Source organism: Microbacterium enclense, assembly GCF_004022425.1.
Classification (GTDB): Bacteria; Actinomycetota; Actinomycetes; order Actinomycetales; family Microbacteriaceae; genus Microbacterium; species Microbacterium enclense_A.
The window spans coordinates 1-21,162 of record NZ_RBZY01000007.1 but is presented as its reverse complement, the minus strand read 5'-3'; the positions used below and the strand labels follow the sequence as shown (position 1 = coordinate 21,162).

12 protein-coding genes are annotated in these 21,162 nt (G+C 70.6%); 11 read left to right on the top strand and 1 reads right to left on the bottom strand.

Features of this window, described 5'->3' with window-relative positions:
• The 7 genes from D8Y23_RS02855 (at position 1) to D8Y23_RS02825 (ending at position 10,705) form a co-directional block, all read left to right on the top strand.
• On the top strand, positions 1-681 hold the full coding sequence (locus tag D8Y23_RS02855) for an urea amidolyase associated protein UAAP2 (RefSeq protein WP_128216668.1): 681 nt from the start codon (positions 1-3) through the stop codon (positions 679-681).
• Positions 630-4,280 (top strand): urea carboxylase, encoded by a 3,651-nt coding sequence (uca, locus tag D8Y23_RS02850; RefSeq protein WP_428844462.1) that lies wholly within the window; start codon positions 630-632, stop codon positions 4,278-4,280. The genes D8Y23_RS02855 and uca overlap by 52 nt, the downstream gene beginning before the upstream one ends.
• Positions 4,277-5,947, top strand: coding sequence for an allophanate hydrolase (locus tag D8Y23_RS02845; protein ID WP_128216666.1), 1,671 nt, complete (start codon positions 4,277-4,279; stop codon positions 5,945-5,947). The genes uca and D8Y23_RS02845 overlap by 4 nt, the downstream gene beginning before the upstream one ends.
• Complete coding sequence (locus D8Y23_RS02840) at positions 5,944-6,774, top strand: MBL fold metallo-hydrolase (protein WP_128216665.1); 831 nt, start codon at positions 5,944-5,946, stop codon at positions 6,772-6,774. Before D8Y23_RS02845 ends, D8Y23_RS02840 begins: the two co-directional genes overlap by 4 nt.
• Before the next feature lie 222 nt (positions 6,775-6,996).
• Positions 6,997-8,661 (top strand): ABC transporter substrate-binding protein, encoded by a 1,665-nt coding sequence (locus tag D8Y23_RS02835; RefSeq protein ID WP_128216664.1) that lies wholly within the window; start codon positions 6,997-6,999, stop codon positions 8,659-8,661.
• Positions 8,662-8,744: 83 nt separating this feature from the next.
• Positions 8,745-9,749 (top strand): ABC transporter permease, encoded by a 1,005-nt coding sequence (locus tag D8Y23_RS02830; protein ID WP_128216663.1) that lies wholly within the window; start codon positions 8,745-8,747, stop codon positions 9,747-9,749.
• Entirely contained in the window at positions 9,746-10,705 is a 960-nt protein-coding gene (locus D8Y23_RS02825; RefSeq protein WP_128216662.1) for an ABC transporter permease, read from the top strand. The genes D8Y23_RS02830 and D8Y23_RS02825 overlap by 4 nt, the downstream gene beginning before the upstream one ends.
• Positions 10,706-10,805: 100 nt before the next feature.
• Here D8Y23_RS02825 and D8Y23_RS02820 read toward each other — a convergent pair whose 3' ends face one another.
• Positions 10,806-12,473 carry an ABC transporter ATP-binding protein gene (locus D8Y23_RS02820; protein ID WP_128216661.1) on the bottom strand — a complete coding sequence of 556 codons (1,668 nt, stop codon included), beginning with the start codon at positions 12,471-12,473 and terminating at the stop codon, positions 10,806-10,808.
• Positions 12,474-12,615: 142 nt separating this feature from the next.
• Between D8Y23_RS02820 and D8Y23_RS02815 the strand changes: the two genes are divergently transcribed.
• The 4 genes from D8Y23_RS02815 to rpoC form a co-directional block, all read left to right on the top strand.
• Positions 12,616-13,371 carry a 5-oxoprolinase subunit PxpA gene (locus D8Y23_RS02815; protein ID WP_128216660.1) on the top strand — a complete coding sequence of 252 codons (756 nt, stop codon included), beginning with the start codon at positions 12,616-12,618 and terminating at the stop codon, positions 13,369-13,371.
• An 11-nt stretch (positions 13,372-13,382) separates the two neighbouring features.
• Positions 13,383-14,948, top strand: a complete 1,566-nt coding sequence (locus tag D8Y23_RS17195) for an urea amidolyase family protein (protein WP_128216659.1) — start codon at positions 13,383-13,385, stop codon at positions 14,946-14,948.
• A 273-nt stretch (positions 14,949-15,221) separates the two neighbouring features.
• Entirely contained in the window at positions 15,222-18,716 is a 3,495-nt protein-coding gene (locus D8Y23_RS02805) for a DNA-directed RNA polymerase subunit beta (protein WP_128216658.1), read from the top strand.
• Positions 18,717-18,757: 41 nt separating this feature from the next.
• On the top strand, positions 18,758-21,162 hold a 2,405-nt coding region (gene rpoC, locus D8Y23_RS02800; RefSeq protein ID WP_128216657.1), incomplete at its 3' end, for a DNA-directed RNA polymerase subunit beta'.

The following is a 21,162-nucleotide window of genomic DNA, read 5'->3' as shown; positions in this document are numbered from 1 at the left end:
ATGATCACCACCGTTCCCGACCGTCCCGTCCACGCCGACGACGTCCCCCTCGACTGGTCAGAGCCCCTCGCTCCCGGCGAGGTCGTGCTCGACGAGCGCGTCGCGCCGCGCGCGCCATGGTCGGGCATCGTCCGCGCCGGCGATGTCCTCACGATCGTCGACGTGGGCGGCAACCAGTCCGCCGACTTCCTCGTCTACGCGGCCGACGACACCGACGAGCGCTACAGCGCCGCCGACACGATCGCGTGGCAGCGCAACGTCTACGTCCGCACCGGCACGGTGCTGCGCAGCAACGTCGGTCTTCCGCTCATGACCGTGGTCGGCAACGAGGTCGACCGGCAGGACACGATCGGCGGCGCGTGCTCGAAGGAGTCGAACACCCTCCGCTACGGCCACCACACGCTGTACCAGCACGGCTGTCGCGAGAACTTCCTCGCCGAGGCCGCGCGCTACGGCCTTGGGGCCCGCGACCTCGTCTCGAACCTCAACTGGTTCATGAACGTGCCGGTCGAGGAGGACGGGTCGCTCGGCATCGTCGACGGGATGTCGGCGCCGGGCAAGCGCGTGGCCCTCCGCGCCGAGCGCGATGTGCTGGTGATCGTGTCCAACTGCCCGCAGATGAACAACCCGTGCAACGACTTCAGCTGCACGCCGCTGCGCATGGTGGTGACGCGCCCGTGACCGGTTTCGACACGCTTCTCGTCGCCAACCGCGGCGAGATCGCCCGCCGCATCCTGCGCTCCGCGCGCGAGCGGGGCCTGCGCACCGTCGCGGTGTTCTCGGACGCGGACCGCGCCGCCCCCCACGTCCGCGAGGCCGACGAGGCCGTGCGCCTCGGCCCCGCTCCGGCGGCCGAGTCGTACCTGCGCATCGAGGCAATCCTCGACGCCGCCCGCGCCACGGGTGCCGGGGCGATCCACCCGGGGTACGGGTTCCTCGCCGAGAACGCCGACGCGGCACGCGCCGTCGAGGCGGCGGGGCTCGCCTGGGTCGGTCCGACGCCCGAGCAGCTCGAGGCTTTCGGCCTGAAGCACCGCGCGCGGGCGCTCGCCGAGGCCGCGGGTGTGCCGCTCCTCCCCGGCACCGGTGTGCTGGCATCCGTCGACGAGGCCGAGGCCGCGGCATCCGTCATCGGATACCCCGTGATGCTCAAGGCCACGGGCGGGGGCGGCGGCATCGGCATGCGCGTGTGCGCGGATGCCGACGAGCTCCGCGCCGCGTACGACGCGGTGGTCCGCCAGGCGGCGGCGAGCTTCGGGACGCCCGGGGTGTTCCTGGAGAAGTTCGTGCGCCCCGCGCGCCACGTCGAGGTGCAGCTCTTCGGCGACGGCGCGGGCCGCGTCGCGGTCCTCGGCGACCGCGACTGCTCGCTGCAGCGCCGCAACCAGAAGGTCGTCGAGGAGGCGCCGGCGCCCGGACTCCCCGACGCGGTGCGCGCGGAACTGCACCGCACCGCCGCGGCGCTGGCATCCGGCATCCGCTACCGCTCCGCGGGCACCGCCGAGTTCGTCTACGATCCCGTAGCGGAGCGTGCCTACTTCCTCGAGGTCAACGCGCGCCTGCAGGTCGAGCACCCCGTCACCGAGGCGGTGTTCGGCGTCGACCTCGTCGGCCTCATGCTCGACCTCGCCGGCGGCGGTCCCACCGCGGTGCCCGACGCGCTGTTCGACGAGGCCCGCGAACCCCGCGGGCACGCGGTCGAGGCCCGCATCTACGCCGAAGACCCCGATCGCGGCAACACCCCGTCCACCGGACTCGTCACCGCCGTGCAGCTGCCCGAGGGCGACGGCATCCGGGTCGACGCCTGGGTCGAGGCGGGCAGCGAGGTGTCGCCGTTCTACGACCCGCTGCTCGGCAAGGTCATCGCGTACGGCGCCGATCGCGACGCGGCCCTCGACCGGCTGTCCGCCGCGCTCGCCGACACGCGGATCGACGGCATCGTCACCGGCGCCGGCATGATCCGCGAGATCGTGGACGACCCGCGCGTCCGCGCCGTGGCGCACGACACCGGCACCCTCGACGACGCGCGCGACCCCGACCCCCGCATCGACGTGATGGATGCCGGCATGCTCACCACCGTGCAGGACCTCCCCGGACGCGTCGGGTATTGGCAGGTCGGCGTTCCGCCGTCGGGGCCCATGGATGCCGTGTCCTTCCGCGAGGCCAACCTCGCCGTCGGCAACCCCGAGGGTGCGCCGGGCCTGGAGATCACGCTCACCGGCCCGACCCTGCGCTTCAGCGTGGCCTCGGTCGTCGCGGTGACCGGAGCGCCGGTCGCGGTCGAGGTCGACGGGGTCGCCGCCGCGCAGTGGGAGCCGATCGAGGTTCCCGCGGGCGGCGTGCTGCGCATCGGCACCGCCGAGGGCCCGGGCATGCGCGTTTTCCTCGCGGTGCGCGGCGGCATCGACGTGCCTCAGTACCTCGGCAGCGCGTCGACCTTCACGCTCGGCGGCTTCGGCGGGCACGGCGGCCGGGCGCTCGTGACCGGAGACGTGCTCCGTCCCGGCGCCGCCGCGGTCGCCGACCCGGCGCCGACGCCTCTCGATCGGCGTCCCCACATCGCCGACTGGTGGGTGATCGCCGTGACCGAGGGTCCGCACGGCGCTCCCGAGTTCTTCACCCGCGACGACATCGACGCGCTGTACCGCGCGGAGTACCGGGTGCAGGTCAATTCCGCCCGCACCGGTGTGCGCCTCACCGGTCCGAAGCCCACCTGGGCGCGCATCGACGGCGGCGAAGCGGGGCTGCACCCCTCCAACATCCACGACACGCCGTACGCCGTCGGCGCGCTCGACTTCACCGGCGACACCCCCGTGCTCCTCGGCCCCGACGGGCCGAGCCTGGGCGGGTTCGTGTGTCCGGTGGTCGTGGCATCCGCGGATCTCTGGAAGCTCGGGCAGTTGCGGCCGGGAGACGTCGTGCGGTTCGCGCCGGTGCGCGAGGCCGACGCGGCGTCGCTCGACCCGGCGGTCGCCGCTCCGCCCCTCGTGGGAGCCGGCGACGGCGACGACGGCGTCATCGCCTCGCGCGAGGCCGAGGTCGAGGGGGAGCGCGTGCTGCGCCCGCGGACCACCTACCGCCGCGACGGCGACGACAACGTCCTCGTCGAGTTCGGCGACCAGGTGCTCGACCTGGGCCTGCGGATGCGCGTGCACGCGCTGCAGGAACGCCTCGCGCAAGAAGCGCCGCGAGGCATCCTCGACGTCACCCCCGGCATCCGGTCGCTCCAGGTGCACACGGATGCCTCGGTGCTGCGCGCGTCGCAACTCGTGGGGCTGCTGCGCGAGCTCGACGACGATCTGCCGCCCACGTCCGAGCTCGTCGTGCCGTCGCGCGAGGTGCGCCTGCCGCTGTCGTGGGACGACCCCGCGACGCGGCTGGCGATCGAGCGGTACATGGCGGGTGTGCGCGACGACGCCCCGTGGACGCCGTGGAACATCGAGTTCATTCGCCGCATCAACGGTCTCGACAGCGTCGACGACGTCTACCGCACCGTGTTCGACGCGCAGTACCTCGTGATGGGCCTCGGCGACGTGTACCTCGGCGCACCGGTGGCGACACCGCTCGACCCGCGCCACCGCCTCGTCACGACGAAGTACAACCCGGCGCGGACGTGGACGGCCGAGAACTCCGTCGGCATCGGCGGCGCGTACATGTGCATCTACGGCATGGAGGGCCCCGGCGGCTACCAATTCGTCGGCCGCACGGTCCAGATCTGGAATCGCTTCCGCCGCGGCGGGCTGTTCACCGAGAACCCGTGGGCGCTGCGGTTCTTCGACCGCATCCGGTGGTATCCCGTCTCGGCCGAGGAACTCCTCGACCTGCGGGCGGACGTGGATGCCGGGCGCGGGAACTTCGAGACCGTCGAGGGCGAATTCGCCCTGGCCGAGTACGAGCGCTTCCTCGCCGACGAGGCACCGGGGATCGAGCAGTTCCGTGAGCGCCAGCGCCGCGCCTTCGACGAGGAGCGCGAACGGTGGCGGGCCAGCGGCGAGTTCGACCGCGTCGACGAGGCGCCGGCGGCTGCCCCGACCGCGGGCGGCGAGCTGCCGCCTGGCACGGTGGGGGTGACCGCGCCGTTCGCGGCCGCGGTGTGGAGAGTGGATGCCGCGCAGGGCGCGGCCGTGGAGAAGGAGCAGAAGATGATCGTGCTGGAGGCGATGAAGATGGAGACCCCGATCGGGTCGCCGGTGACGGGGACCGTCGCCGAGGTGTTCGTGCGGCCGGGCGAGACGGTCGCCGCCGGTCAGCTGCTCGCGGCCGTGGCGGTGGACGCGTGAGCGCCGTCGAGCGGGTCCGGGCCGCCTACGCCCGGATGCGCGAGGTGGACCGCCCCGAGGTGTGGATCTCGGTCCGCGACGAGGACGACGCGCTCGCCGAGGCGGCCGAGGTCGACCTCGGAGTCGCGGCCGGGGAGCGCCTGCCGCTGGCCAGCACGGTCGCCGCCGTCAAGGACAATATCGACGTCGAGGGGATGCCGACGACGGCCGGGAGCCGCGCGTACGCGTACCGTCCGGAGCGCGACGCGACCTCGGTGGCGCGGCTCCGCGCCGCCGGGGCCGTGGTGATCGGCAAGACGAACCTCGACCAGTTCGCCACCGGCCTCGTCGGGACCCGCAGCCCGTTCGGCGCCGTCCGCAACGCGTGGGACCCGACTCGCATCTCGGGCGGCTCCAGCTCCGGCTCGGCCGTGGCCGTGGCCCTCGGCATCGTCGACCTGGCGCTCGGCACCGACACCGCGGGGTCGGGCCGCGTCCCCGCCGCGCTCAACGGCATCGTGGGCGTCAAGCCCACGGTCGGGCTCGTGCCCGCCACCGGGGTCGTGCCCGCGTGCCGCACGCTCGACTGCGTCACGGTGTTCGCGCGCGACCTGGCCGCCGCCCGTGCCGCCGCCGAGCTCATGGCCGGCCCCGACGGGATCGACCCGCTCGGTCGCGAGGACCGCCCCGCCCCACCGCTGGACGCGCGCCCGCGCGTGGCCGTCCCGACGGCGGAGCATCTCGAGGGTCTCGCCGACGGCTGGGCCGAGGCGTTCGCCGGCGTGGTTGCGGCGCTCGCCGCCTCCGGCGTCGAGATCGTGGAGGTCGACATCGCGCCGCTCCTCGAAGCCGCGTCGCTGCTCTACGGCGGCGCGTTCGTGGCCGAGCGCACGGCGGCGGTGGGCGACTTCATCGCCGCCCACCCCGAGCTCGTCGGCACCGACCTCGACCCGACGGTGGCCGGCATCGTGCTCGCCGGGGCCGAGGCGCGGGCCGCGGACTACTTCCGCGACCGCGAGCGTCTCGACCGCCTCGGGGCCGAGGGACTGCGCCGACTCGACGGAACCGTGGCACTGCTCACGCCGACGACCACGTGGCATCCGACCCTCGACGAAGTCGCCGCCGACCCGGTCGGCGCGAACAGCCGCATGGGCCGATACACGAACTTCGCGAACCTGCTCGACCGGAGCGCCCTCGCCGTGCCCGCGGGGGTCGTGGGCGGCCGGGCCTTCGGCGTGATGCTCACCGGTGCGCCCTTCGCCGACCGCACGCTCGCGCAGCTCGCCGAGCGTATCCAGGCGCCGTCCGTCGACCTGCTGGTCGTGGGCGCGCACCTGCGCGGACAGCCGCTGAACCACCAGCTCGTCGCCGCGGGCGGAACGTTCCTCGCCGAGGTGGAGACCGGCGCGCAGTACCGGCTGTACGCGCTCGACACGGTTCCCCCGAAGCCGGGCCTCGCCCGGGTGGCCGAGGGCGGGGCCGCGATCGCGGGGGAGGTGTGGCGGCTTCCGGCCGCGGGGTTCGGACGCTTCGTCGCGGATCTGCCCGCGCCCATGGGGATCGGTTCCGCGGTGCTCGCGGACGGGTCGAACGTCGCTGGATTCCTGTGCGAGGCCGTCGCCCTGGAGGGGGCGAGCGATATCACCGCGCACGGCGGCTGGCGCGCGTACCGGGCGGCGACGGCGTGAGTTCGACGGTCGTCGACTTCACGTCGCTTCCGTCGCTGCGGTTGAGCGGGCGGCCCCGCCGTCTCGTGCCCATGGTCGTGGCGTACGAGCCGATCCCCGAGGCCGTCTCGCTGGAGGGCGGCAGCAGCTTCCGGTTCCTCATGGAGCCGGTGACGGCGGTAGCGGTCGTGTTCGACGAGGGGTGGGTGCTCGTGGACGGCGGGTTCGACCCGGCGCGCATCCGCGACCGCGCCACGCGCACGGCATCCTTCGACTACGAGAACTACGCCCCGATCGTGCCGCCCGGCGACCCGCTGGTCGATCAGATCAGCGAGGCCGGGCTCGACCTCGCCGATCTCGCGGCGGCACTGCTCACGCACTCCCACTTCGACCACACCGGCGCCGCCCGCCTGCTCGCCTCCGACCAGCCGTTGCTCGTGCAGCGACGGGAGTGGCAGCACGTGCGCGAGACGACGGACCCGCGGGGCGACTTCCTGTTCCGCGCCGACCTCGATCGCGACGGCCTCACGCTGGGCCTCCTCGACGGCGATACGCCGCTGGCCGCGGGTCTGGCCGCGATCGACACGTCCGGCCACACCCCGGGGCACCAGTCGTTCGTCGTGGAGCTGCCCGAGCGCACCGTCGTCCTGGCGGGAGACGCCGCGGACCTGCTCGACAACATCGAGCGCGAGGTCCGCTGCGGTTCGACGGTGGGACCCGACGGCCCCGCGCTCGCCGACCACGCGATCTCGCGCCTGGCATCCCTTCACCGCGCCCCGTCGTCCGAGGTGTGGCCCGCCCACGACCCGGATTTCCCGGTGTGGTCCGCGATCGTCCGCTCCCGGTGACTCCCGCGTGAGGGGTCGATAAGTGTCGCCTGGGAGCCCGTGAAGCGACACTTCTTGACCCCTCACGCGGCCCGTCGGCCGAAACACGATCGATACGCGCGGGCAATGGGCGCGACGCGCGTCTGCATGTACGGTCGGGGGAACAGCAAAACGGAGCGCGGCACGACGTTGTGGACAGCGCCGTCGACCTGCTCCTTTCTCCCCCCCGGAAGGCAACAGAAAATGCAAGGTTCTCTTCGACGACGCCTGCTCATCGGCGGCTCGGTGCTCGCGATCGGTGCTCTCGCCCTCTCGGCGTGCACGAGCCAGCGCGACGACGACGGCGGCGGCGCCACCGGAGACGTCGACTCGACGTTCGTCTTCGGCGCGTCCGGCGACCCGTCCAGCCTCGACCCGGCGTTCGCGAGCGACGGGGAGTCGTTCCGCATCTCCCGCCAGATCTTCGAGGGTCTCGTCGGTGTCGAGTCCGGAACGGCCGACCCCGCCCCGATGCTCGCCGAGAGCTGGGAGCAGTCCGACGACGGCCTCTCGTACACGTTCCAGCTCAAAGAGGGCGTGACCTTCCACGACGGCACCGAGTTCGACGCCGATGCGGTGTGCTTCAACTTCGACCGCCAGAACAACTTCACCGGTATCGCGCAGTCCGAGAGCCTGTCGTACTACTGGGGCAAGATCATGCGCGGCTACGCCGACACCGGCACCTCGATCTACGGCGGGTGCGAGGCCGCGAGCCCGAGCGAGGTGACCATCACCCTGACCGAGCCGTTCGCGGGGTTCATTCCGGCGCTGTCGCTTCCCGCGTTCGCGATTCAGAGCCCGACGGCCCTCGAGGAGTACGCGGCCGACGAGGTGGGCGGCACCTCCGAGGCGCCGACGCTCAGCGAGTACGCGCAGGCGCACCCGACCGGCACCGGCCCGTTCCGTTTCGACTCGTGGGAGCCCGGCGCCGACGCGACCGTCAGCGCGTACGACGGTTACTGGGGCGAGCAGGGCCAGGTCCAGCAGGTCATCTTCCGCGTCATCGGCGACACCACGGCTCGCCGTCAGGCGCTCGAATCGGGCTCGATCGACGGCTACGACCTCGTCGCCCCCGCCGACCTCGGCGCTCTCGAGAGCGCGGGCTACATGCTCGTCAACCGCGATCCGTTCAACATCCTCTACCTCGGCATGAACCAGGCCGATCCGGCGCTGGCCGATCCTCGCGTGCGCGAGGCCATCGCCCGGGCGATCGACAAGGAGCAGCTGGTCACCCAGGTGCTGCCCGAGGGCACCACCGTGGCATCCCAGTTCATGCCCGACAGCGTCATCGGGTTCAACCCCGACGTCACCACGTACGACTTCGACCAGGCGGCCGCCACGGCTCTGCTGGCCGAGGCGGGCTTCACCGAGGCCAACCCGCTGACCCTGACGTTCAACTACCCCGTCAACATCTCGCGGCCGTATATGCCCAACCCCGAGCAGATCTTCACCAACCTCCAGTCGCAGCTGCAGGCCGTGGGCATCGTCGTGAACCCGGTGTCGAACGAATGGGGCGAGTACCTCGATCTCATCCAGGGCGGCGCCGACCACGGCATCCACCTCCTCGGCTGGACCGGCGACTACAACGACCCCGACAACTTCGTGGGCACGTTCTTCGGCGGTCCCTCGAACGAGTGGGGCTTCGACAACGCGGAGCTGTTCTCGGCCCTCACCTCGGCCCGCGGCCTCGCGACCGAGGACGAACAGGAGCCGGCCTACCAGGCGGTCAACGAGCAGATCGCGCAGTTCCTGCCGGGTGTGCCGCTGGCCAACCCCGTCCCGACGCTGGCCTTCGCCTCGCGCGTGACGTCGTACCCGGCCAGCCCCGTGCAGGACGAGGTCTACAACGAGATCACCCTCTCAGAGTGATCCGGATGCCGCGGCCCGGCGCCCCCGTGGCGCCGGGCCCGCGGCATCCCGCGTCCCCCCGCCCCCGAGCCCTGTGAGAACCCGTGCTCCGCACCATCGGCAGGCGTCTGCTCCTGCTCGTCCCGACGCTGTTCGGGCTTTCCGTCCTTCTGTTCCTCTGGGTCCGCGCGCTGCCGGGCGGACCCGCCGTCGCGCTGCTCGGCGAACGGGCTACCCCCGAGGCCGTCGCCCGGATCAACGAGCTGTACGGCTTCACCGAGCCGCTCTACGTGCAGTACTTCACGTGGCTCGGCCGCCTGCTCTCGGGTGACTTCGGTTCCTCCATCCAGACCGGACGCCCGGTGCTCGAGGAGTTCTGGCGTCGCTTCCCCGCCACTCTCGAACTGTCGATCGGTGCGCTGATCGTGGCGGTGGGGATCGGCATCCCGCTCGGATACTGGGCCGCACGTCGCCACGGCAAGGCGTGGGACCACATCGCGGTCGTGCTGAGCCTCATCGGCATCACGATCCCGGTGTTCTTCCTCGCCTTCATCCTGAAGTACGTCTTCGCGGTGCAGCTGGGATGGCTGCCCTCCGACGGTCGCCAGAACCCCCGCATCGACGCGACGCACTACACGAACCTCTACGTGCTCGACGGCATCATGACCGGGGAGTTCGACGCGGCCTGGGATGCCGTGCTCCACCTGGTGCTTCCGGCCGTCGCGCTCGGCACGATCCCTCTCGCGATCATCGTGCGCATCACGCGCGCGTCGGTGCTCGAGGTCCAGAACGCCGACTACGTGCGGACCGGGCGGGCGAAGGGCATCGCCGCCTCGACGCTGCGCAACCGCTTCATCCTGCGGAACGCGATGCTGCCGGTCATCACGACGGTGGGCCTGCAGGCGGGGCTCCTCATCGCCGGGGCGGTGCTCACCGAGACGGTGTTCGCCTTCCCGGGCATCGGGCAGTTCCTGGCGCGCGCGATCTTCACGCGCGACTTCCCGGTCCTGCAGGGCTTCATCATCTTCATCGCGATCGCTTACGCCCTGATCAACCTGCTCGTCGACCTGTCGTACAGCGTCATCGACCCGAGAGTGAGAGTCAGTTGAGTTCCGGCATCCTCCCTCCCGCCCCCAGCGGCGGCCCCGTCGACGACAACGCCGTGGTCGACGCCCAGCTCCTGTCGGCGCAGGCCCGCGGCGGCTTCTGGCGCGACGTCTTCCAGCGGTTGCGCCGCAGCCCCGTGGCGTGGATAGGGGCGATCATCGTCGTGGCGTTCCTGCTCGTCGCGGCGCTGGCCCCTCTGCTCGCGCCGTACCCGGCCGAGTCGCTGCCCGGTCAGCGCTTCATCACCCCGACCGACATCCCGGGGCCCGGCGAGTTGGCGGAGTTCCCGCTCGGCCTCGACCGCTTCGGCGGCGACGTTCTGTCAAAGCTCATCTGGGGTGCGCAGGCGTCGTTGCAGATCGGCGTGATCTCGACGGCGATGGGTCTTCTCGGCGGCATGGCGCTGGGTCTTCTCGCCGGGATGTTCGGCGGCTGGGTCGACGTGCTCGTCATGCGCTTCGTCGAAATCCTGCTGTCGGTGCCGAACCTGCTGCTCGCGGTGTCGATCGCCGCGATCCTCGGTCAGAGCCAGTTGGCGATCATGATCGCGATCGGAGCCTCGCAGGTGCCGGTGTTCGCGCGCCTGCTCCGCGCATCGATGCTCCAACAGCGCGGCGCCGACTACGTGCTCTCCGCACAGACCCTCGGCCTCAGTCGGCGCACGATCACGATGACGCACGTCCTGCCCAACAGCGTCGGCCCCGTCATCGTGCAGGGCACCCTGACGCTCGCCACGGCCGTCATCGACGCGGCGGCGCTGTCGTTCCTCGGGCTCGGCGGCGGGCTTCCGCAGACCGCCGAGTGGGGCCGCATGCTGACTTACGCCCAGGCCGAACTCGCGATCGCGCCGTGGCTGGCGTTCCTCCCCGGCATCTGCATCGCCGTGACGGCGCTGGGCTTCACGCTGCTGGGCGAGTCGCTGCGCGAGGCGATGGACCCCCGCACCCGCGCGCGGTAGCCCCTCCCGTCCCGCCTNGGATCGGCCTGTTTCCGTGGCATCCCCTGTTCTCGCGACGCCCCCGCGCCGCCCGCCACCCGGCGGAGGCGACGACCTCGCGTCAGCCCGCGAGCCCGAGCTCGTTGCCGGGGATGGATGCCAGCAGCCGCCGCGTGTACGGATCGCGGGGGTTCGTGAAGACCTCTTCGCTGGATGCCGCTTCGACGAGGCGCCCGTCCTTCATCACGCACACGTAGTCGCTGATGAGGCGCACGACGGCGAGGTCGTGCGAGATGAAGAGGTAGCTGAGGCCGTACTCGCGCTGGAGGTCGCCGAGCAGTTCCAGGATCTGAGCCTGCACGAGGACGTCCAGCGCCGACACCGGCTCGTCGCACACGATGAGCTCGGGCGAGAGCGCGAGGGCCCGAGCGATCGCGACGCGCTGCCGCTGTCCGCCCGACAGCTCCGACGGGTAGCGGCGGAGCATGGATGCCGGCAGGGCCACGTCGTCCAGGAGCTTGCGCACCCGCGTGCTCCGGTCGGCACGTGAGCCGCGCTTGTAGAAGGACAGCGGCTCCTCGATGATCCGCTCGACGGTGAACATAGGGTTCAGGCTCGAGTACGGATCCTGGAAGATCGGCTGCACCTTCTGGCGGAACTGCCGCAGCGCGTCGCCCTTCAGGGCTCCGACGTCCTGGCCGTCGAAGAGGATCGATCCGCTCGTGGGTTCGACGACCTTCAGCAGCATGCGCGCGGTCGTGGTCTTGCCCGATCCCGACTCCCCGACGATCGCGACGGTCTCGCCGCGCGGGATCGACAGCGACACGTCATCCACGGCGCGGAAGTCCTCGGCCTTGCCCCGGGCCGGGTACACCTTGGTCAGGTTCGAGATCTCGACGATGTGGTCGCGCCCGACGGTGGCGTCGCGCTCGCCGCGGAAGTCCTCGGGGCGCAGACGCACGGCGGCGACCGACGGTGCGGCCGTGACGAGCGCCTTCGTGTAGGCGTGCTGCGGGTTCTCGAGGATCTGACGGGCCGGACCCTGCTCGACCACACGCCCCCGGTGCATGACGACCACGCGGGACGCGCGTTCGGCCGCGAGTCCGAGATCGTGGGTGATGAGGAGCACGGCCGCGCCGAGCTCCTTCGACTGCTTGTCGATCTGATCGAGGATCGTCTGCTGCACGGTCACGTCCAGCGCGCTCGTGGGCTCATCGGCGATGAGGAGACGAGGACGGCACGCGAGACCGATCGCGATGAGGGCCCGCTGGCGCATGCCGCCGGAGAACTCGTGGGGGTACTGTTTCGCCCGCTTCTCGGCATCCGGGAGCCCGGCGGCCTCGAGCGCCTCGACGACACGGTCCTTCACATTGCCGCGGTCGGCGAGCCCGTGCGCGAGCAGCGTTTCGGCCACCTGGGTGCCGATCTTCGCAACCGGGTTGAGGTTCGACATCGGGTCCTGCGGCACGAGACCGATCTGCCGCCCGCGCACCTGGCGCATACGCGCCTCCCCGAACGTCGTCAGGTCGTCGCCGTCGAGGTGGATCTGGCCGCGCGCGACACGGCCACCGGATGCCAGGAGGCCGATGATCGCCATCGCGGTCGTGGACTTGCCCGAACCGGACTCGCCGACGATCGCGATCGTCTCACCCGCGTGGATGTCGAGGTCGACGCCGTCCACGGCGCGCACGGGACCGTCCATCGTGGAGAAGTCGACCGCGAGGTCGCGAACGGAGAGGAGGGGATGGGGGGATGCCGGAGCGGGGGGACCGGCGACATCGGAGGTCATCCCCCCATCCTCTCCCGGGCCTGCCCCCGTTCCCACCCCTCCGGCGTTTTCGTCACACCCCCGTAACGTCGCGCGAGGGGTCAAGAAGTGTCGCCTGCGAGCGCCGGAAGCGACACTTCTTGACCCCTCACGCGCGAGTACCGTGGGGCGGGTGGACCTCAACGCCGACCTGGGAGAGACGCGCGACGGGATGCCGACCGCCGACGACGAGGCGATGTTCGCCCTCGTCAGCAGCGCCTCCGTCGCGTGCGGGGGGCACGCGGGGGACGACTCCTCGATGCGGGCCTCGGTCGAGCGCGCAGCCCGCTTCGGCGTCGCGGTCGGAGCGCACCCGTCGTACGAGGATCGGGCCAACTTCGGTCGTGTCCGCCGCGATCCGCCCGCGGCGGAGCTGCGCGAAAGCGTCGCCCGACAGCTCGACGCTCTCGAGGCCGCCGGCGCCGATCTGCGGTACGTGAAGCCCCACGGGGCGCTCTACCACGCGGTCTCCGCCGATCCGGCGCAGGCCGCCGCGGTCGTCGCCGCGATCGCCGACCACTCCGCCCGCCTCGGCCGGCCCCTGCCCGTGCTCGGTCTCCCGGGTGCGATCGTCGAGGCCGCGGCATCCGCGGGGCTCCCGTTCGTGCCCGAGGCGTTTCTCGATCGCGGGTACACCGCGGATGGTCGGCTGGTGCCCCGCGACCAGCCGGGAGCGCTGATCGAGGATCCGGCCCGCGTCGCCGACCGCGCGCTGCGTCTCGCCCTGGAGGGAACGGTCGACGCCGTCGACGGCACGTCCCTGGCGGTGGATGCCGCGTCCCTGTGCCTGCACGGCGACACTCCCGCCGCGGTCGCGATGGCGCGTGCGGTCCGTGCCGCACTCGACGATGCATATATAGAGGTACGCGCGCCGTGGTGACACTGCGGCCGATGGGGGAGCGAGCGATCCTGGCGGAGGTCGACGACCTCACGCGGGTCCTGGGGCTCCACGCCGCGCTCGCCGCGGACCCACCGGCGGGCGTCGACGACCTCGTCCCCGCCGCCCGCACCGTGCTGGTCGCCTTCGACCCGGCCCGCATCACCCCGGCCGCGGTGCGCACGTGGGTGCACTCCGCCGCCGATGCGGCCCCGGATGCCGTGACGCCCGGGCCCCTCGTGGAGATTCCGACGCGGTACGACGGCGCCGATCTGGAGGACACGGCCGCCGTGCTCGGCATCCCCGTCGCGGAGCTCGTCGCTCGGCATACCGCTGCACGCTGGCGCGTGGCGTTCACGGGCTTCGCTCCCGGCTTCGCCTACCTCGTGAGCGACGACTGGCCCTGGGACGTCCCCCGGCTTCCGCAGCCGCGGACCCGCGTCCCCGCCGGGTCGGTCGGGCTCGCGGGCGAGTTCACCGGGGCGTATCCGCGCGAGACCCCCGGCGGCTGGCGCCTCATCGGGACGACCGACGCCCCGCTCTTCGTCCCGGATGCCACCGACCCGGTGCTCCTCACCCCCGGCGCCCGCGTACGGTTCGTGCCGCAGCGCTCCCGCATATCGGCGGCTCCGGGAGGAGATTCGGCCGGCGGAGGATCGGATGCCGCTGCCGAGTCCTCCCGTCCCGAACCCTCCTCCCCTCCGCGCACGTCACCCTCGCCCGGCGTCGCCGCGCTCAAGGTCCTCGCCCCCGGCGCCCTCGCGACGGTGCAGGATCTCGGACGCCCCGGCCGCGCCGCGCTCGGCGTCGCCCGCTCCGGCGCGCTCGACCGTGCGGCCCTCCGCGTCGCCAACCGCCTCGTCGGCAACGACGAGACGGCCGCGGGCGTCGAGATCGCCCTCGGCGGCCTCCGCGCCGTCGCCGAGCGCGACACGTGGGTCGCCGTCACGGGGGCGCTCGCCGACCTGCACCTCGACGGGCGGGCGGTGGATGCCTACACCCCGCTGCTCCTCCCCGCCGGGGCCGAACTGTCGATCGGGGTCGCCCGGGCGGGCGCGCGGCTCGTGCTCGCGGTGCGCGGCGGTGTCGCCGTGACGGAATCCCTGGGGTCGCGGTCGACCGACGTGCTCGCGTCGCTCGGACCGCCCGCGCTGAGCGCCGGAGACGTCCTGCGCACCGGGGAGCCGCGGCGCCCGATCCCCGTCGTGGTCTCCTTCCCCTGGTCGGTGCCCGCCGCCACCGTGGAGGTGGATCTCTGTCCCGGCCCGCGCGCCGACTGGTTCACCCTCGCCGCGCTGCGCACCCTGCGGGACGCGACCTGGACCGTCTCGAGCGACGCCGACCGGGTCGGCATCCGCCTCGACGGCCCGGCGCTGGAGCGGGTGCGGCACGACGAACTCCCCAGCGAGGGCATGCGGCCCGGGGCTCTGCAGGTGCCGCCGCACGGACGGCCCGTCGTGCTGCTCGCCGACGGGCCCGTCACCGGCGGGTACCCCGTGATCGCGGTGGTGACGGATGCCACGCTCGACCGTCTCGCCCAGGCGCGCCCCGGTGATCGCGTGCGGTTCCGAGGGGTGTGAGACCCTCGAGTCGGGGGAATCCCGGGGGAGCGCTCGCGGTTATACCGCAGGTACGCAAAGTCGTCAAGAATCCGACTGGACACGGCGCGTCCTCCCGCGTATGCTTGGACTTTGCGCTCCTCGATTCCCCCTGCCCTCATATGGTGGTCGGCTGAGCCTGCCCGTCCCCGCTTCACCGCGGTGTGCGACGTGCAGGTTATCGGGGCAGGAACGCACTCCACCTGACGACAAGGAATCACGAGCCCCTCGCCCGGGCTTCTGGAGGTTATTCCCTTGGCTGCTGCGAGCAACGCATCCACCACCACCCCGAAGAGCGGACGCGGCGCATCCCGCCTCTCGTTCGCGAAGATCTCCGACAAGCTGACCGTTCCCGATCTGCTCGCGCTGCAGACCGAGTCGTTCGACTGGCTGGTCGGTAACGAAGCCTGGAAGGCCCGGGTCGCCGAGGCTCAGGCCGCCGGTCGTACCGACGTGCCCGAGATCAGCGGTCTCGAGGAGATCTTCGAGGAGATCTCTCCGATCGAGGACCTGAGCGAGACGATGCAGCTCTCGTTCACGAACCCGTACCTCGAGCCCGAGAAGTACTCGATCGAAGAGTGCAAGGAGCGCGGCAAGACCTACGCCGCCCCGCTGTACGTCGAGGCCGAGTTCATGAATCACCAGACCGGTGAGATCAAGACGCAGACGGTCTTCATGGGCGACTTCCCGCTCCAGACCGACAAGGGCACGTTCATCATCAACGGCACCGAGCGCGTCGTCGTGTCGCAGCTCGTCCGTTCGCCCGGTGTCTACTTCGACAAGACGCCCGACAAGACCTCCGACAAGGACATCGTCTCGGCGCGCGTCATCCCCTCGCGCGGTGCCTGGCTCGAGTTCGAGATCGACAAGCGCGACCAGGTCGGCGTGCGCATCGACCGCAAGCGCAAGCAGTCGGTCACCGTCTTCCTCAAGGCCCTCGGCCTGACCAGCGAGGACATCCTCGCCGAGTTCGCCGGCTTCGACTCCATCGAAGAGACGCTGTCCAAGGACACGATCCTCACGAAGGAAGACGCGCTGCGCGACATCTACCGCAAGCTCCGTCCGGGTGAGCAGGTCGCCGCCGAGGCCGCCCGCGCGCTGCTGGACAACTTCTACTTCAACCCGAAGCGGTACGACCTCGCCAAGGTGGGGCGCTACAAGATCAACCAGAAGCTCGGTCTCGACAAGCCGCTGAGCGACTCGGTGCTGACCGTCGACGACATCGTCGCCACGATCAAGTACCTCGTGCGCCTGCACCGCGGCGACTCGGCGTTCGACGGCGTGCGTCACGGCCAGGCGGCCGAGATCCGTCTCGACGTCGACGACATCGACAACTTCGGCAACCGCCGCATCCGCGCCGTCGGCGAGCTCATCCAGAACCAGGTCCGCACCGGTCTGTCGCGCATGGAGCGCGTCGTCCGCGAGCGCATGACCACGCAGGACATCGAGGCGATCACGCCGCAGACCCTGATCAACGTGCGCCCCGTCGTGGCCGCGATCAAGGAGTTCTTCGGCACGTCGCAGCTCTCGCAGTTCATGGACCAGAACAACCCGCTCGCGGGTCTGACCCACAAGCGCCGCCTGTCGGCGCTGGGCCCCGGCGGTCTGTCCCGTGAGCGTGCCGGCGTCGAGGTCCGTGACGTCCACCCCTCGCACTACGGCCGCATGTGCCCGATCGAGACGCCGGAAGGCCCGAACATCGGTCTGATCGGTTCGCTCGCCTCGTTCGCGCGCATCAACGCGTTCGGGTTCATCGAGACCCCGTACCGTCGCGTCGTCGACGGTCGCGTGACCGACCAGATCGACTACCTCACCGCGAGCGAGGAGAGCGACCACATCGTCGCCCAGGCCGGTGTCGCCCTCAAGGCCGACGGCCACTTCGTCGAGGACCGCATCCTGGCCCGCCGCGGCCAGGGTGGCGAGGTCGACCTGTTCCCCGTCGACGAGATCGGCTACATGGACGTCTCGCCGCGCCAGATGGTGTCGGTGGCGACCTCGCTCATCCCGTTCCTCGAGCACGACGACGCCAACCGCGCCCTCATGGGTGCGAACATGCAGCGCCAGGCCGTGCCGCTCGTGCGCAGCGAGTCGCCCGTGGTCGGCACCGGTATGGAGGGCTTCGCCGCCATCGACGCCGGTGACGTCGTCACCGCCGAGAAGGCCGGCGTCGTCCTGGAGGTCTCGGCCGACGTCGTGACCGTCCAGCTCGACGAGGGCGGCACGCAGGACTACTTCCTGCGCAAGTTCGACCGCTCGAACCAGGGCACGTCCTACAACCAGCGCGTGGTCGTCTCCGCCGGTGAGCGCGTCGAGGTCGGCGAGGTCATCGCCGACGGTCCCGCGACCGAGAACGGCGAGCTCGCCCTCGGCAAGAACCTCCTCGTGGCGTTCATGACGTGGGAGGGCCACAACTTCGAGGACGCGATCATCCTCAGCCAGGACCTCGTGAAGGACGACACGCTGTCGTCGATCCACATCGAGGAGTACGAGGTCGACGCGCGCGACACCAAGCTCGGCAAGGAGGAGATCACCCGTGACCTCCCCAACGTCAGCCCCGACCTGCTGAAGGACCTCGACGAGCGCGGCATCGTCCGCATCGGTGCCGAGGTGCGTCCCGGCGACATCCTGGTCGGCAAGGTCACGCCCAAGGGCGAGACCGAGCTCTCGGCCGAGGAGCGCCTGCTCCGCGCGATCTTCAACGAGAAGAGCCGCGAAGTCCGTGACACCTCGCTGAAGGTCCCCCACGGCGAGCAGGGCACGATCATCGCCGTCAAGGAGTTCAACGCCGAGGACGGCGACGACGAGCTCGGCTCGGGCGTGAACCGCCGCGTCGTGGTCTACATCGCCCAGAAGCGCAAGATCACCGAGGGCGACAAGCTCGCCGGCCGCCACGGCAACAAGGGTGTCATCGCCAAGATCCTGCCGATCGAGGACATGCCCTTCCTCGCCGACGGCACCCCCGTCGACGTCGTGCTCAACCCGCTCGGCATCCCCGGTCGAATGAACTTCGGTCAGGTCCTGGAGCTCCACCTCGGCTGGATCGCCCAGCAGGGCTGGAAGGTCGAGGGCACCCCCGAGTGGGCCGCGAAGCTGCCCGAGGTGGCCCGCGAGGCCGCCCCCGGCACGAAGGTCGCGACCCCGGTGTTCGACGGCGCCTTCGAGGACGAGATCGCGGGTCTGCTCGACTCGACGATCCCGAACCGCGACGGCGAGCGACTGATCGACTCCACCGGAAAGACGATCCTCTTCGACGGTCGTCACGGAGAACCGTTCCCGGCGCCCATCTCGGTCGGCTACATGTACATCCTGAAGCTGCACCACCTCGTCGACGACAAGATCCACGCTCGTTCGACGGGTCCCTACTCGATGATCACCCAGCAGCCGCTCGGCGGTAAGGCCCAGTTCGGTGGCCAGCGCTTCGGTGAGATGGAGGTGTGGGCGCTCGAGGCCTACGGTGCCGCGTACGCGCTGCAGGAGCTCCTCACGATCAAGTCCGACGACATCCTCGGCCGCGTCAAGGTGTACGAGGCGATCGTCAAGGGCGAGAACATCCAGGAGCCCGGCATCCCCGAGTCCTTCAAGGTGCTCATGAAGGAGATGCAGTCGCTCTGCCTGAACGTCGAGGTCCTCTCGGCCGACGGCACGGCGGTCAACCTCCGTGACACCGACGACGACGCCTTCCGCGCCGCCGAAGAGCTCGGTATCAACATCTCCAGCCGCTTCGAGTCCTCGTCCATCGACGAGATCTGACCCGGCCAGGCAACGAACAGAATTCCGACACAGGAGAACCAGTGCTCGAATCAACCACTTTCGATCAGCTTCGTATCGGCCTGGCCACCGCCGACGACATCCGTCGTTGGTCTTTCGGTGAGGTCAAGAAGCCCGAAACCATCAACTACCGCACCCTGAAGCCCGAGAAGGACGGTCTGTTCGGCGAGCAGATCTTCGGGCCCTCCCGCGACTGGGAGTGCGCGTGCGGCAAGTACAAGCGCGTCCGCTTCAAGGGCATCGTCTGCGAGCGCTGCGGCGTCGAGGTCACCAAGTCCTCGGTCCGTCGTGAGCGCATGGGCCACATCGAGCTCGCCGCTCCCGTGACCCACATCTGGTACTTCAAGGGCGTGCCCTCGCGCCTCGGCTACCTGCTGGACATGGCGCCGAAGGACCTCGAGAAGGTCATCTACTTCGCGGCCTACATGGTCATCTCGGTCGACGAGGATGCTCGTCACCGCGACCTGGCGACGCAGGAGAACAACATCCGCCTCGAGCTGAAGACGCTCGGCGACCGGCGCGACTCGCGCATCGCCGCCCGTCTGGCGAAGCTGGAGGAGGAGCTCGCGGCTCTCGAAGCCGAGGGTGCCAAGGCCGACCAGAAGAAGAAGGTCAAGGACGCCGCCGAGAAGGACATGACCTCGATCCGCAAGAACGCGGACGAGCAGATCGCCAAGCTCGAGCGCGTGTGGGAGGACTTCCGCACGCTCGAGGTCGGTGCCCTGAAGCCCGAGGACGACGTCTTCCACGAGCTGCAGGACCGGTTCGGTCAGTACTTCGAGGCCCACATGGGCGCGGAGTCGATCAAGCGCCGCCTCGAGACGTTCGACCTGGCCGCTGAGAGCGAGAGCCTGCACCTGCAGATCTCCGAGGGCAAGGGCCAGCGCAAGATCCGCGCGATCAAGCGTCTGAAGGTCGTCAACTCGTTCCTGCAGACCGGCATGTCGCCGGCTTCGATGGTGCTGGACGTCGTTCCGGTGATCCCGCCGGAGCTGCGCCCGATGGTCCAGCTCGACGGTGGCCGCTTCGCCACCTCCGACCTGAACGACCTCTACCGTCGCGTGATCAACCGCAACAACCGCCTCCGTCGCCTGATCGACCTCGGTGCCCCCGAGATCATCGTCAACAACGAGAAGCGCATGCTGCAGGAGGCCGTCGACGCGCTGTTCGACAACGGCCGCCGCGGTCGTCCCGTCACCGGTACCGGCAACCGCGCCCTGAAGTCCCTGAGCGACATGCTCAAGGGAAAGCAGGGTCGCTTCCGCCAGAACCTGCTCGGCAAGCGCGTGGACTACTCGGGCCGTTCGGTCATCATCGTCGGACCCCAGCTGAAGCTGCACCAGTGCGGTCTGCCCAAGCAGATGGCGCTCGAGCTGTTCAAGCCGTTCGTGATCAAGCGCCTCATCGACCTCGGTCACTCGCAGAACATCAAGGCCGCCAAGCGTGCCGTCGAGCGCTACCGTCCCGAGGTCTGGGACGTGCTGGAAGAGATCATCCGCGAGCGCCCCGTGCTGCTGAACCGTGCACCCACGCTGCACCGTCTCGGCATCCAGGCGTTCGAGCCCCAGCTCGTCGAGGGCAAGGCGATCCAGCTGCACCCGCTCGTCTGTGCGGCGTTCAACGCCGACTTCGACGGTGACCAGATGGCCGTCCACCTGCCGCTGTCGGTCGAGGCCCAGGCCGAGGCGCGCGTGCTCATGCTCGCGTCGAACAACATCCTGAAGCCGTCCGACGGCCGTCCGGTGACCCTGCCCTCGCAGGACATGATCATCGGCCTCCACCACCTCACCACCCTCAAGGAGGGTGCCGTGGGCGAGGGTCGTGCGTTCGGTTCGGTGGGCGAGGCGATCCTGGCCAAGGACGAGGGAACCCTCGACCTGCAGGCGAAGGCGCGCATCCGCATCCCCGGCCTCACGTTCCTCGAGGGCCAGGCGCCCGAGGGGTACGAGAAGCACGGTCTCGTGGATGCCTCGCTCGGCCAGGCGATCTTCAACGACACGCTCCCCAAGGGCTACCCGTTCGTGCGCGAGCAGGCCGACAAGGGCAAGCTGTCGCAGATCGTCAACAAGCTGGCCGAGGAGTACCCCAAGGTCGAGGTCGCGGCATCGCTCGACCGGATCAAGGATGCCGGTTTCTACTGGGCCACGCGTTCGGGTGTGACGGTCGCGCTGAGCGACATCCTCACGCCCCCGAACAAGGGCGAGATCGTCGCGGGCTACGAGAAGCAGGCCGCGAAGGTCCAGGCGCAGTACGAGAAGGGTCTCACCACCGACGCCGAGCGTCGCCAGGAGCTCATCAAGATCTGGACCGAGGCCACGGATGCCGTCCAGAAGGCGATGCGCGACAACTTCCCTGCCGACAACACCATCAACCGCATGGTCTCGTCGGGTGCGCGTGGTAACTGGCTGCAGATCCGCAACATCGCGGG